Annotated in this window: 12 protein-coding genes; 7 read left to right on the top strand and 5 right to left on the bottom strand. The window is 70.6% G+C overall.

Annotated features, from left to right (window positions below):
• Positions 1-32: 32 nt before the first annotated feature.
• From AB0O29_RS05785 to AB0O29_RS05775, 3 genes are all read right to left on the bottom strand, one after another.
• On the bottom strand, positions 33-905 hold the full coding sequence (locus tag AB0O29_RS05785; protein ID WP_365146640.1) for a DUF4429 domain-containing protein: 873 nt from the start codon (positions 903-905) through the stop codon (positions 33-35).
• 87 nt (positions 906-992) lie between these two features.
• Positions 993-2,162 carry an alpha/beta hydrolase gene (locus AB0O29_RS05780; RefSeq protein ID WP_365146751.1) on the bottom strand — a complete coding sequence of 390 codons (1,170 nt, stop codon included), beginning with the start codon at positions 2,160-2,162 and terminating at the stop codon, positions 993-995.
• Between the two features lie 216 nt (positions 2,163-2,378).
• Positions 2,379-3,032: a TetR family transcriptional regulator gene (locus AB0O29_RS05775; protein ID WP_365146637.1), complete on the bottom strand. Its 654-nt coding sequence runs from the start codon at positions 3,030-3,032 to the stop codon at positions 2,379-2,381.
• A gap of 130 nt (positions 3,033-3,162) precedes the next feature.
• Here AB0O29_RS05775 and AB0O29_RS05770 point away from each other — a divergent pair, with 130 nt between their 5' ends.
• Complete coding sequence (locus tag AB0O29_RS05770) at positions 3,163-4,755, top strand: MFS transporter (protein WP_365146634.1); 1,593 nt, start codon at positions 3,163-3,165, stop codon at positions 4,753-4,755.
• Positions 4,756-4,953: 198 nt separating this feature from the next.
• Complete coding sequence (locus tag AB0O29_RS05765) at positions 4,954-5,334, top strand: peptidase inhibitor family I36 protein (RefSeq protein WP_365146631.1); 381 nt, start codon at positions 4,954-4,956, stop codon at positions 5,332-5,334.
• Here AB0O29_RS05765 and AB0O29_RS05760 read toward each other — a convergent pair.
• Together AB0O29_RS05760 and aceE are read right to left on the bottom strand one after the other, a co-directional pair.
• A complete protein-coding gene (locus AB0O29_RS05760) occupies positions 5,315-6,124 on the bottom strand; it encodes a potassium channel family protein (protein ID WP_365146628.1) in 810 nt (269 codons plus the stop codon). The genes AB0O29_RS05765 and AB0O29_RS05760 overlap by 20 nt on opposite strands.
• Positions 6,125-6,220: 96 nt before the next feature.
• Complete coding sequence (gene aceE, locus AB0O29_RS05755; protein ID WP_365146625.1) at positions 6,221-8,968, bottom strand: pyruvate dehydrogenase (acetyl-transferring), homodimeric type; 2,748 nt, start codon at positions 8,966-8,968, stop codon at positions 6,221-6,223.
• Between the two features lie 446 nt (positions 8,969-9,414).
• Between aceE and AB0O29_RS05750 the strand changes: the two genes are divergently transcribed.
• From AB0O29_RS05750 to AB0O29_RS05730, 5 genes are all read left to right on the top strand, one after another.
• Positions 9,415-9,840, top strand: coding sequence for a DUF3052 domain-containing protein (locus AB0O29_RS05750; protein ID WP_365146622.1), 426 nt, complete (start codon positions 9,415-9,417; stop codon positions 9,838-9,840).
• A gap of 236 nt (positions 9,841-10,076) precedes the next feature.
• The gene (locus AB0O29_RS05745) at positions 10,077-10,535 is read left to right on the top strand and encodes a peroxiredoxin (protein ID WP_344156794.1); all 459 of its coding nucleotides are present in this window, start codon (positions 10,077-10,079) and stop codon (positions 10,533-10,535) included.
• A gap of 122 nt (positions 10,536-10,657) precedes the next feature.
• A complete protein-coding gene (locus AB0O29_RS05740; RefSeq protein WP_042816748.1) occupies positions 10,658-11,233 on the top strand; it encodes a TerD family protein in 576 nt (191 codons plus the stop codon).
• A gap of 134 nt (positions 11,234-11,367) precedes the next feature.
• A complete protein-coding gene (locus AB0O29_RS05735; RefSeq protein ID WP_344155774.1) occupies positions 11,368-11,943 on the top strand; it encodes a TerD family protein in 576 nt (191 codons plus the stop codon).
• 25 nt (positions 11,944-11,968) lie between these two features.
• On the top strand, positions 11,969-13,105 hold the full coding sequence (locus AB0O29_RS05730) for a DUF475 domain-containing protein (protein WP_365146618.1): 1,137 nt from the start codon (positions 11,969-11,971) through the stop codon (positions 13,103-13,105).
• Positions 13,106-13,137 lie beyond the last annotated feature (32 nt).

The following is a 13,137-nucleotide window of genomic DNA, read 5'->3' as shown; positions in this document are numbered from 1 at the left end:
GGGGGTCCGGGGGCGGAGTCCCCGGGAGGGGGCTAGGCCCCCGCCGTGAAGCGTGCCCGGAGGGTCTCGTACTCCGCGTCCGTCAGGAGCCCCGTGCTGTGCAGCTCGCTGAGGTGCCGGAGCCGCTCCCCGGACACCCGTGCCCGCGGTACGGCCCCCACCGGCGCCCGCTCCCGCAGCGCGGCGAGCACGGCCGCGGCGAACGGCAGCGACTCGTGCACCGCCCCGTAGCCCACGCCGAACACCGCCGCCGCGAGGTCGTGGTCGGGGGCCGTGACGGCCTCGGCGGCGTCCCGCGGCACCAGCCGCAGGTGCCCGCCGCCCGGCCGGTCCGGGGAGACCCACTTCACCCCGGTCAGCGCCCCCAGCGCGAAGCGCTGGTCCCCGGCCCGCCACTTCGCACTGCTCGCGCCCGTGCGCGACCAGTGGAACGTCACGGCGGAGCCGTCGAAGCCCACCCGCGCGTCGTACGCCTTCAGCTGGAGCGGCGGCTGCGGGACGGCCACGAGGAACCGTTCCGCCGGAGCGGCCGCGTCGTCCGGCCCCAGCCGCTCGCGCAGCGCCTCCGCGAAGGCCGCCGCCTGCTCCGCCCGGTCGGCGGGCAGCACCAGGCGGTACGGATCGCACGCTTCCTTCAGCTGCCCGGCGGCAGCCTCCATCAGCGGATCGGCCCCGGGCCGCGGCGTGGCGCGGAGCACCACGGTCTCCCGGCGCCCGACTCCGGGCGTGGCGGTGCCCACCGCCACCCCGGACAGCGCTTCGAGGGGGATCCGGCGCTCGCCCAGCGCGTGCCAGAGCCTCGGCGTGCGTATCCCCCGTACGAAGCGGATGAGCATCGAGTCCGAGTCGGCGTCGAACTCCCAGACGGCATGATTTCCGGCCAGTACGTCACCCATGCGGCACATGGTAAAGGGACGCGCCCCCGCGCGTCCCCCTCGTCTTCCGGCCCGTTTTTTTCGACTTGCTACGGGTCTGCGGCGGATCGGCCGCCGTCAGTCACCGTCCGTGCCGGAAATTCCGGCCCGGCAGTCGTCGCTGCCGTTCGCGCACGCGACGGAACCGAAACCGCCGGTTCCGATCTTGGCGAAGTTCTCCAGCGAGGCGGTGCCTGGCTCGAAATAGCCCGTGTGGCTGTGGGCCCCGGCGGAGGAGAACAGCCGGGCGCCGAACCCGGGCGACACCGGGTCGGCGCCGTGGCCGACCCCGCCGACCTCCACGTGCGGCACGTCCGCGATCCAGTCGCCCTCGGCCCGCGTGGCCCACACCCGGGCGGTGGTGTGCAGCTCCCCGGCGCTGCCCACGCGCATCCCGGGGCTGCCCGCCACCACCACGTCGGTCACCCGCTGCGGCAGCCCGTGCGCGGCGACCCCGCAGACCACCGAGCCGTAGCTGTGGCAGAACAGGGCCACGCTCGCGTTCCCGGGCAGGGCCGCCGCCAGGGACTGCAGCCGGACGGCGCCCTGGACGGCCAGCCGGCCGGTGGCGGCGTCCACGCCGACCCCGGCGGGGGCGACGTAGCCGGCCCAGGCGATGACGGCCGTACGGGAGGCGGGGGCGGCGGCGCGTTCGGCCTGGTACAGGGAGTCGGCCATGCCGGCGGGGGCGGTCAGCCGGCGCTGGCTGCGCTCGAAGGTGAGGGCGTCGGTGTCCACGCCGGGGATGATCACCGAGACCCGGCGGGCGGAGTCGAGGTCGCCGTAGACCTCCGCGACCAGGCCGTCGCCGGTGGGGTCGAAGAGGAAGATCTGCCGGCCGGGCTCGGCGAGGGACTCGAAGCGGTGCGCCCGGCGTATGGCGTCGGCGCGGTCGGCCGGGGTGAGCGCGACGTCCTTGCCCCGGGCCTCCTCCAGCCGTGCGGTCTGGGCGAGCGCGTTGTGGTTGGCCCGGTAGCGGGTCGTGGAGGGCACCCCGTCGAGGTTGCCGACCACGAGCGGGTAGCCGTCGGCGAGGTGGGCCCGCTGGGCGGCGTCGAGGCCGGCGAAGAAGCGGGCGACCGTCCGTACGGGGGCGTCGGCGGCCGGCACCGGCCGGCCGTCGATCCGTGCCGTGGCCCAGGCGGTGAGCGCGGCGGCCCGTGCCGGGACCACCGTCTCCGGGCGGTGCACGGCGGTCCAGCCGGTCGTCGCCAGCATCAGGAAGACGATGCCGAGCGCGAGCAGCATGCGCAGGACGGCCGGGCGCGCGGGGGCGTCGGCGGCGGGGTGGGCGAGGGGGCCGGGCAGGTTCACTGGAGCCAGACTAGGAGACCTCTGGAGCCAGTGGTGTCAGGGGTGACGGGACTCACGGCCGACCGTGCGACGCCTCGACCCGTACGGTCACGCTCCGTCGCCACGGGGGCGGTTGGGCTCCGGCCGGGTCCGGCCGGAACTCGCCGTCGGTTACTCCGAACGGCGCCAGTCCGAGGCCAGGGCGGGGCCGATCTGGTCGAGATGGGCCTCGGTCATCCGGCGGATCGCGCTGACGCTGACGTCCTCGCCCTGCCCCCACAGCCGCCCGGTGACCCGCATCACCCCGGAGAACGCGGCGACGGCCACGCGGGGCCGCGGATCGGTGTCCGGGTCGAGCCCCTCGCGGTCGGCGATCAGCCGCGCGATCCTCTCCTCCAGCTCGGTGGAGCGCCGCAGGTGGACGGCGAGCAGCGCCGGGGTGGACTCGATCAGCCGGTAGGACTGCATGTAGAGGTCGACGGGGACCACCTCGGAAAGGGCCTCGTCGAGGGTGTCCCAGGCGGCGAGCACGGCGCCGCGCATGGCCTCCAGCGGCGGCTCCCCGGCCGGGCGGGCGCCCAGCGCGTCGAGGAAGTGCGACTCCACCAGGTCCTGGACGGCGAAGGCGACCTCCTCCTTGTTCGCGAAGTAGCGGAAGAAGGTGCGCTGGGAGACCTCGACCGTCTCGGTGATCTCGTCGACGGTCGTCCGCTCGTAGCCCTGCGCGACGAACAGGAGCAGCGCGGCGCGCAGCAGCGCGTCCCGGGTGCGCCGCTTCTTGCGCTCGCGCAGGCCGGCCGCCCGGGCGGGCTGCTCGTCGGTCATCACCGCGGGGTCCTCTCTGCCGCTCAATCTGACGCTGAGTGAGCGGTCAGGGTACCTGTGACCGAGCTGACAGCTACTGCCGCGTTAAGCCGTTTGTGAACTGTCAGTCGCTGTCACTAACCTGCTGGGCATGACTGGTCAGATCACCCTCGCCAAGGAATCGAGTCCGTCACCGGTCCGCGCCGGTCTGCGCGGCCATCCCTGGCTCACGCTGTTCGCCGTGGCGATCGGCGTCATGATGGTCACCCTCGACGGCACGATCGTCGCCGTCGCCAACCCCGCGATCCAGAAGGACCTCGGCGCCAGCCTGGCCGAGGTGCAGTGGATCACCAACGGCTACCTGCTGGCCCTCGCCGTCTCCCTGATCACCGCCGGCAAGCTCGGCGACCGCTTCGGGCACCGCCAGACCTTCCTCATAGGCATCGCCGGCTTCGGGCTCTCCTCGGCGGTCATCGGCCTGTCGACCGGGGTCGGGCTCGTCATCGGCTTCCGCGTCGCCCAGGGCCTCTTCGGCGCCCTGCTGATGCCCGCGGCCCTCGGCCTGCTGCGCGCCACCTTCCCCGCCGAGAAGCTCAACATGGCCATCGGCATCTGGGGCATGGTCATCGGCGCCTCGACCGCCGCCGGGCCCATCGTCGGCGGCCTGCTCGTGGAACACGTCAACTGGCAGTCCGTCTTCTTCATCAACGTGCCGGTCGGCGTCGTCGCCCTGGCCTTCGGCCTGTTCATCCTGCTCGACCACCGCGCGGAGAACGCCCCGCGCTCCTTCGACCTGCCGGGTGTCGTACTGCTGTCGACCGCGATGTTCTCCCTGATCTGGGCGCTGATCAAGGCCGCCGAGTGGGGCTGGGGCGACGCGAAGACGGTGCTCTTCCTCATCGGCTCCCTGGTGTGCTTCGCCCTCTTCGCCTTCTGGGAGACCCGGGTCGCCGAACCGCTGATCCCGCTCGGCATGTTCCGCTCGCTGGCGCTGTCCGCCGGAACCGTGCTCATGGTGCTGATGGCCTTCGCCTTCATGGGCGGCCTGTTCTTCGTCACCTTCTACCTGCAGAACGTGCACGGGATGCGCCCGGTGGACAGCGGACTGCACCTGCTCCCGCTCACCGGCATGATGATCATCGGCTCGCCGCTGGCCGGCGCCGCCATCACCCGGGTCGGCCCCCGGATCCCGCTCGTCGCCGGCATGGTGGCCACCGCCGTCGCCTGCTTCGGGATGTCCCGGCTGACCCCCGGCACCGGCACCCTCACCATGTCCCTCTGGTTCGCCCTGCTCGGCCTGGGCCTCGCGCCCGTCATGGTCGGCGCCACCGAGGTCATCGTCGGCAACGCCCCGCTGGAGCTCTCCGGTGTGGCCGGCGGACTCCAGCAGGCCGCCATGCAGGTCGGCGGCAGCCTCGGCACCGCCGTCCTCGGAGCGGTCATGGCGGCCGAGGTCAGTGACACCTTCGGGGACAACTGGCAGCGGGCCGGGCTGCCCCCGCTCACCCCCGAACAGCTGGCACTCGCCGAGAAGGGCGTCCAGGTCGGCATCGCCCCCGTCCCGCCCGGGGTGCCCGAGCCGGTCGCCCGGACCATCTCCTCCGTGGCGCACGAGACCTTCGTGTCCGGTATGAGCACGGCCTTCACCTGCGCCGCCGTCGTTGCCGTCCTCGCCGCCGTCGTCGCCTGCTTCACCAAGCGCGGCGCGAACGCCGGCGCCGGGGCGGGCGCGGCCCACATCTGAGCCCCGCCGCCGCCCGTTACGGCCGCGTCAACCCCGCGCCCGCCACAGCCCCGCCGCAACCCCGCGGCGGGGCTGTCGCCTATCAGGGTGGACCCGTCCGCAGCCCCTTCCGCTCATGCGTCGTCGCAGGTCAGCGTGGTGCCACGGAGCCTCGGAAACCGTCCGGGGCCCGGAAGTCCACAAGGAGTTGACCCCGTCATGCGTACGTGGAGCACCACTCGCGCCACCACCCTCGCCGCCGCCCTCCTGGCCGCCTGCGCCCTCATCCCGTCCACCGCCACCGGCGCCCACGCCGCCTCACCGCCCTGTGCCACGGGAGAGCTGTGCCTGTGGACGAAACCGGACTTCAAGGGCACCCGGCAGACCTACGACCTCAGCACCCTCGACATCAACAGCTGCACCACCCTGCCGCCCAAGGCCGGCTTCCAGTCCCTGGTCAACCGCACCGGGCGCCCGGTGACCACCTACCAGTCGGCCGAATGCGCGGAGACGGGCGAGTTCCAGACCTACCCGGGCGACGGGGTCCTGCTGCCCCAGTCCCCCTACCAGGTCAGGGCGTTCAAGGTGTGGGAGCGGTAGGCCCCGCCTGCCCGGCGGCGGCCTCGCCGGGCCCGGGGGAGGCCTGGGCGGGCATCGCGCACCCGGGACCGCGGCCCAGCCGCGCGACCTCGGCCCGCAGCGCCCGCACCTCCTCCTGGAGTTCCCGGACGGCCGCCAGCTGGAGCCGCTCCACCTGGTCGTCGCGCTCGAACCGGGCGATGAACCAGGCCGCGATGTTGGCGGTCACCACACCGAGCAGGGCGATCCCCGACAGCATCAGCCCCACCGCCAGGACCCGGCCCAGCCCGGTGGTGGGGGAGTGGTCCCCGTACCCGACGGTCGTCATGGTGGTGAAGGACCACCACACCGCGTCGCCCAGGTTCTTGATGTTCCCGTTGGGCGCGTCCCGCTCCACGCTCAGCACCGCCAGCGAGCCGAACATCAGCAGCCCCACCACGGCGCCCGCCACGTACGTGGTCAGCCGGATCTGCGGGGCCATCCGCGCCCGCCGCCCCACCAGCATCAGCGTCGCCACCAGCCGCAGCAGCCGCAGCGGCTGCACCAGCGGCAGCACCACCGCCGCCAGGTCCAGCCAGTGCGTCCGCACGAAGACCTTCCGGTCCCGCGACAGCCCCAGCCGCACCACGTAGTCCACCGCGAACGCCGCCCACACCGCCCACTCCGCGTGGGTGCAGGCCCGGTGCACCCCCTCGCCCGCGTCCGGCGCGACGATGGGCACGGCGTAGGCGACGGCGAAGGCCACGGCGAGCACCAGCAGGGGGACCTGAGTACGGCGCTCCCACCGCGCCTGGCGGGAGGTTTCCTTCATGAGGATCATCGTAGGGAAAGCGGAAGGGGGCGTTGGGACTGGTGTCCCAACGCCCCCACGCAAGAGTGGTTCCTCCCGCGACGCCCGCCGCCGAGGCTACGCGTCCCCGCCCGCCGCACCCGGGTCGGCGGCCGAGACGTCCAGCAGCCGGTACCGGTCGATGGCCTGCTTCAGCGCCGAACGGTCGATCTTCCCCTCACGGGCGAGCTCGGTGAGCGTCGCCAGGACCACCGACTGGGCGTCGATGTGGAAGAAGCGCCGCGCCGCGCCGCGCGTGTCGGCGAAGCCGAACCCGTCCGCGCCCAGCGAGGTGTACGTACCCGGCACCCAGCGCGCGATCTGGTCCGGCACCGCGCGCATCCAGTCCGAGACCGCCACGAACGGCCCCTCCGCACCCGACAGCTTCCGGGTCACGTACGGGACGCGCTGCTCCTCCTCCGGGTGGAGCAGGTTGTGCTCCTCCACCTCGACGGCCTCGCGGCGCAGCTCGTTCCAGGAGGTCGCCGACCAGACGTCCGCCCGTACGTTCCACTCCTCGGCAAGGATCCGCTGCGCCTCCAGCGCCCACGGCACCGCCACGCCCGAGGCCATGATCTGGGCCCCGATGGCGCCCGAGGTGCCCTGGGAGACGCGGTGGATGCCCTTGAGGATGCCGTCCACGTCGACGTCGGCCGGCTCGGCCGGGTGCTGGATCGGCTCGTTGTAGACCGTCAGGTAGTAGAAGACGTCCTCGCCGGGCTCGTTCTTCTCCGTCGGGCCGTACATGCGCCGCAGGCCGTCCTGGACGATGTGCGCGATCTCGTAGCCGTAGGCCGGGTCGTACGCCACGCAGCCCGGGTTGGTCGACGCCAGCAGCTGGGAGTGACCGTCGGCGTGCTGGAGGCCCTCACCCGTCAGGGTGGTCCGGCCGGCGGTCGCGCCCAGGACGAAACCGCGCGCCAGCTGGTCGGCCATCTGCCAGAACTGGTCACCCGTGCGCTGGAAACCGAACATCGAGTAGAAGACGTAGACCGGGATCAGCGGCTCGCCGTGCGTCGCGTACGCCGAACCCGCGGCGATCAGCGAGGCCGTGCAGCCCGCCTCCGAGATGCCGTCGTGCAGCATCTGGCCGGTCGGGGACTCCTTGTACGCCAGGAGCAGGTCGCGGTCGACCGCCTCGTACTGCTGGCCCAGCGGGTTGTAGATCTTGGCGCTCGGGAAGAAGGCGTCCATGCCGAAGGTGCGGTACTCGTCGGGTGCGATCAGCACGAAGCGCTTGCCGATCTCCTTGTCCCGCATCAGGTCCTTCAGGACGCGGACGAACGCCATCGTCGTGGCGATCGACTGCTGGCCCGAGCCCTTCTTGGCGGCCGCGTACGCCTTGTCGTCCGGCAGCGCCAGGGGCTTGGCGCGCACCACGCGGGTGGGCACGTAACCGCCGTGCGCGCTGCGCTGGTCGTGCATGTACTGGATCTCGGGCGAGTTGCGGCCCGGGTGGTAGTACGGCGGGGCGCCGTTCTCCAGCTGCGCGTCGGTGATCGGGATGTGCAGGCGGTCGCGGAAGCGCTTGAGGTCGTCGACCGTCAGCTTCTTCATCTGGTGCGTGGCGTTGCGGCCCTCGAAGTTCGGGCCGAGGGTCCAGCCCTTGACCGTCTGCGCCAGGATGACCGTCGGCTGGCCCTTGTGGGCCTTGGCCGCCGCGTAGGCCGCGTAGACCTTCTTGTGGTCGTGGCCGCCGCGGCCCAGGTGCTGGATCTGCCGGTCGGTCATGTTCTCGACCATCGCGCGCAGCCGCTGGTCGCCGCCGAAGAAGTGCTCGCGGATGTACGCGCCCGACTCGGTGGCGTACGTCTGGAACTGCCCGTCGGGGGTGGAGTTCATCTTGTTGACCAGGATGCCGTCGCGGTCCTGGGCCAGCAGCGGGTCCCAGGAGCGGTCCCAGATCAGCTTGATGACGTTCCAGCCGGCGCCGCGGAAGATCGACTCCAGCTCCTGGATGATCTTGCCGTTGCCGCGCACCGGGCCGTCGAGGCGCTGGAGGTTGCAGTTGACGACGAAGGTCAGGTTGTCCAGGCCCTCGCGGGCGGCGATGGAGAGCTGGCCGAGCGACTCCGGCTCGTCCATCTCGCCGTCGCCGAGGTACGCCCAGACGTGGGACCGGGAGGTGTCGGCGATGCCGCGCGCCTCCATGTACCGGTTCATCCGGGCCTGGTAGATGGCGCCGAGCGGGCCGAGGCCCATCGAGACGGTCGGGAACTCCCAGAAGTCCGGCATCAGCCGCGGGTGCGGGTAGCTCGACAGGCCGTACGGGGCCTTCGACTTCTCCTGGCGGAACGCGTCGAGCTGCTGCTCGGTGAGCCGGTCCAGGAGGTAGGCGCGGGCGTAGATGCCGGGGGAGGCGTGGCCCTGGAAGAAGATCTGGTCGCCGCCGTCGCCCTCGTCCTTGCCCCGGAAGAAGTGGTTGAAGCCCACGTCGTAGAGGGAGGCGGAGGAGGCGAAGGTGGCGATGTGGCCGCCCACGCCGATCCCGGGGCGCTGGGCGCGCGAGACCATGACGGCCGCGTTCCAGCGGGTGGCGTTGAGGACCTTGCGCTCGATCTCCTCGTTGCCCGGGAAGAAGGGCTCGTCCTTCGTGGCGATCGTGTTGACGTAGTCCGAGGAGCGCATCTCGGGTACGGCCACGCGCCTCTCGCGGGCCCGCTCGATCAGTCGCAGCATCAGGTAGCGGGCGCGCTCGCGGCCCCGCTCGTCGACGGCGGCGTCCAGGGAGTCGAGCCACTCCCTGGTCTCCTCCGGGTCGAAGTCCGGGACCTGGCTCGGCAGGCCGCCAATGATGATCGGATTGCGATCGGATGCGGAAGCCACGCTGTTCCTTCGCTGTCAGGGGAGTCGTGCCTTGGGTCGCCGCCTCCCATGGTCTTACGCCCGGCCGAAATCTTCACCTCTACCACTGGGTAACACCTGGAGCGGGGAAGGAGCGCCTGACGGGCCGCGCCGGTCCTGGAAGCGGCGGGGCCGAATCGCAACCTTACGCCCAGGGCGATCAACGGGTTCGTAAGGCCGTTCGTCCCTCAAACAGGTAAGAAAGTCCTCATGCGATGCCGAATGGCCCGGAATGGTGTGGGATGAATCACCGGAGCTCCACCCGGGAAGCCTGAAAGTTGCGGCGAGACGGCCGCAATCGTCACCGTTTCGACGGTCTCGGCGGCCGGGTACTTGCGCGATCCGCCGCGCCCGTGTGGACTACGCCCAATGCTGCGCGTACGCGCGCCGCCGAAAGACATTCACCGAACATGAGCAGGAGGCACCCCGTGAGCGCGACCGCGGACCACGCGGAGAACCTGGCCGCCCGGCTGGGTTTCCAGTCCGAACAGGTGGTCCAGGAGATCGGCTACGACGAGGACGTCGATCAGGATTTCCGGGAAACCGTCGAGGCACTCGTCAGTGAGCTCGCCGACGAGGACTACGACGACGTCGCCGACGCCGTGCTGCTGTGGTTCCGCGACGAGGACGGCGACCTGACGGACGCCCTGGTCGACGCGACCGAGATGGTCGAGGACGGCGCACTGATCCTGCTGCTGACCCCCAAGACCGGCCGCGACGGCTACGTCGAGGCCAGCGACATCAGCGAGGCCGCGGAGACCGCCGGCCTCTCGCTGGCCAAGGGCCTGCCCGTCGGCAAGGAGTGGACCTCCACCAAGCTGGTGACGCCCAAGGCGGCCAAGTCCAAGAAGTAAGCCGCGCCCCGCAGCCGAGCGGACCTACACCCCGCCGACCCGGATCACCCCGGGGCCGGCGGGGTGTGCGCGTTCCGGGCCCTTTCCGAGCCCCTTTCCGAGCCCCTGACGTGCCCCGTCGGACCCGCCGCGCGCGCCTCGGCCCCGTCGGCGGCACGATCCGGGGCGACCACCCTTAGGGTGGGTCTCACCCGAACGGCCCCGTGCGGGACGGCAGGAACGAAGGGATGCGAGAGATGGCGATCGAGGTCGGACAGAAGGCCCCGGACTTCGAGCTCAAGGACAACCACGGCGCCACCGTGCGGCTCTCCGACTTCCGGGGGGAGAAGGCCGTCGTGCTGCTCTTCTACCCGTTCGCCTTCACCGGTGTGTGCACCGGCGAGCTGTGTGAGCTGCGCGACCAGCTGCCCCGTTTCCAGAACGACGACGTCCAGCTCCTGGCCGTCTCCAACGACTCCGTGCCGACCCTGCGCGTCTTCGCCGAGCAGGAGGGCCTGGAGTACCCGCTGCTGTCCGACTTCTGGCCGCACGGCGAGACCTCGCGCGCCTACGGCGTCTTCGACGAGGAGAAGGGCTGCGCGGTCCGCGGCACCTTCGTCATCGACAAGGACGGCGTCGTCCGCTGGACCGTCGTCAACGGCCTGCCCGACGCGCGTGACCTGAACGAGTACATCAAGGCCCTCGACAGCCTCTGAGGACTTGCCGACGGGTTCGTCGCGAAAACCGCCTGCGGGCGGGAACCCGTCACTAGGATCCAACCGTTGATCCGGTAGCAACGCACGCGGGGCACCGCCCCACACACACCAATGGAGGACTCGTGGGAGTCAGCCTCAGCAAGGGCGGCAACGTCTCGCTGACCAAGGCCGCGCCCAACCTGACGGCGGTCATCGTCGGTCTGGGCTGGGACGCCCGCACCACCACCGGTGTCGACTTCGACCTCGACGCCAGCGCGATCCTGACCAACGACCAGGGCAAGGTCGCCACCGACTCGAACTTCGTGTTCTTCAACAACCTGAAGAGCCCGGACGGCTCGGTCGAGCACACCGGTGACAACCTGACCGGCGAGGGCGAGGGCGACGACGAGGCGATCAAGGTCAACCTCGCCGGCGTCCCGGCCGACGTGGCCAAGATCGTCTTCCCGGTCTCCATCTACGAGGCCGAGAGCCGCCAGCAGAGCTTCGGCCAGGTCCGCAACGCGTACATCCGCGTGGTGAACCAGGCCGACAACAGCGAGCTCGCCCGCTACGACCTCTCCGAGGACGCCTCCACCGAGACCGCCATGGTCTTCGGCGAGCTGTACCGCAACGGCGCGGAGTGGAAGTTCCGTGCCATCGGCCAGGGCTACGCCTCGGGTCTGCGCGGCATCGCGCAGGACTTCGGCGTCAACGTCTGAGCCCGAGCCGCATCAAGTTCGTCCGTCCGGCGCCGTGCACCTCTGTGTACGGCGCCGGACCGGCTTTGCCACCATGGAGGCGGGTGGCCGGGCCACCATCACCACGCACCACGTCGTTCGGGGAGGACCACATCATGGGCGTCACACTCGCCAAGGGGGGCAACGTCTCCCTCTCCAAGCAGGCACCGAACCTCACCCGGGTTCTGATCGGGCTCGGATGGGACGCGCGCTCGACCACGGGGGCCGACTTCGACCTCGACGCCAGCGCGCTGCTGTGCCGCGACGGCCGGGTGCTCGGCGACCAGTACTTCGTCTTCTACAACAACCTGAAGAGCCCCGAGGGCTCCGTGGAACACACGGGCGACAACCTCACCGGCGAGGGTGAGGGCGACGACGAGTCGATCATCATCGACCTCACCAAGGTCCCGGCCCAGGTCGACAAGATCGTCTTCCCGGTCTCCATCCACGAGGCGGACAGCCGGCGGCAGAGCTTCGGCCAGGTCAGCAATGCCTTCATCCGTGTGGTGAACATGGCGGACGACCAGGAACTGGCCCGCTACGACCTGACCGAGGACGCCTCCAGCGAGACGGCGATGATCTTCGGTGAGGTCTACCGGTACGGCGGCGAATGGAAGTTCCGAGCGGTGGGGCAGGGGTACGCGTCGGGCCTGCGGGGCATCGCTCTAGACTTCGGGGTCAACGTTTCGTAAAGCCGTACAAGACGATGGGGTGCCAGTGGTTCTCAAAACCTTCGGCTGGTCGTTCGCAGTCACTGCGCTCGGTCTGGTCGCAGCGGTGTTCTACGGGGGGTGGACCGCTTTTGGGATCGTGGCGATCCTGTCGATCCTCGAAATCTCGCTGTCGTTCGACAACGCGGTGGTCAACGCCGGAATCCTGAAGAAGATGAATGCCTTCTGGCAGAAGATCTTCCTCACGGTCGGCGTGCTCATCGCCGTGTTCGGCATGCGCCTGGTCTTCCCCGTCGTGATCGTGGCGATCAGCGCGAAGATCGGCCCGATCGACGCGGTCGATCTCGCGATGACCGACAAGGAGATGTACAAGCAGCTGGTCACGGACGCCCACCCGTCCATCGCCGCCTTCGGCGGCATGTTCCTGCTGATGATCTTCCTCGACTTCATCTTCGAGGACCGCGACATCAAGTGGCTCGCCTGGCTGGAGCGCCCGCTCGCCAAGCTCGGCAAGATCGACATGCTGTCCGCGTGCATCGCGCTGATCGTCCTGGTCATCACCTCGATGACCTTCGCCACCCAGGCCCACCAGCACGGCGGCGCCCACGTGGACAAGGCGCAGACCGTCCTGGTCTCCGGCATCCTCGGCCTGATCACCTACATGATCGTCGGCGGCCTCTCCGGCTACTTCGAGAACAAGCTGGAGGAAGAGGAGGAGGCCGAGCACGAGGCCGAGGAAGCCGCCAAGAAGAGCGGCAAGTCCGTCTCGGCCGTCGCGATGGCCGGCAAGGCCGCGTTCTTCATGTTCCTCTACCTCGAGGTCCTGGACGCCTCCTTCTCCTTCGACGGCGTCATCGGCGCCTTCGCCATCACCAACGACATCGTGCTCATGGCCCTGGGCCTCGGCATCGGTGCCATGTACGTCCGGTCGCTCACGGTCTACCTGGTCCGCCAGGGCACCCTCGACGACTACGTCTACCTGGAGCACGGCGCGCACTACGCCATCGGCGCCCTCGCCGTGATCCTGCTCGTCACCATCCAGCACGAGATCAACGAGGTCATCACCGGCCTCGTCGGCGTCGTCCTGATCGCCTGGTCCTTCTGGTCCTCCGTCCGCCGCAACAAGCGGCTGGAGGCCGAGGGCGGCGACGGAGAGCCCGCGGAGGTCGGCGCCGGGGTGTGACCCGGCCCGGATTGCGGAACGCTCCTACAGGA

The sequence above is a fragment of the Streptomyces sp. NPDC089915 genome, assembly GCF_040684675.1.
Taxonomy (GTDB): domain Bacteria; phylum Actinomycetota; class Actinomycetes; order Streptomycetales; family Streptomycetaceae; genus Streptomyces.
Note: the sequence above shows the minus strand (reverse complement) of the source record. Positions and strands in the feature narration are given on the sequence as shown.

What these genes read in the sequence shown, in the direction of transcription:
- AB0O29_RS05775 (WP_365146637.1), bottom strand. Translation starts at nt 3,032, where the DNA reads ATGACCGACGAGCAGCCCGCCCGGGCGGCCGGCCTGCGCGAGCGCAAG.
- AB0O29_RS05770 (WP_365146634.1), top strand. Translation starts at nt 3,163, where the DNA reads ATGACTGGTCAGATCACCCTCGCCAAGGAATCGAGTCCGTCACCGGTC.
- AB0O29_RS05735 (WP_344155774.1), top strand. Translation starts at nt 11,368, where the DNA reads ATGGGCGTCACACTCGCCAAGGGGGGCAACGTCTCCCTCTCCAAGCAG.
- AB0O29_RS05760 (WP_365146628.1), bottom strand. Translation starts at nt 6,124, where the DNA reads ATGAAGGAAACCTCCCGCCAGGCGCGGTGGGAGCGCCGTACTCAGGTC.
- AB0O29_RS05780 (WP_365146751.1), bottom strand. Translation starts at nt 2,162, where the DNA reads ATGCTGCTCGCGCTCGGCATCGTCTTCCTGATGCTGGCGACGACCGGC.
- AB0O29_RS05765 (WP_365146631.1), top strand. Translation starts at nt 4,954, where the DNA reads ATGCGTACGTGGAGCACCACTCGCGCCACCACCCTCGCCGCCGCCCTC.
- AB0O29_RS05785 (WP_365146640.1), bottom strand. Translation starts at nt 905, where the DNA reads ATGTGCCGCATGGGTGACGTACTGGCCGGAAATCATGCCGTCTGGGAG.
- AB0O29_RS05745 (WP_344156794.1), top strand. Translation starts at nt 10,077, where the DNA reads ATGGCGATCGAGGTCGGACAGAAGGCCCCGGACTTCGAGCTCAAGGAC.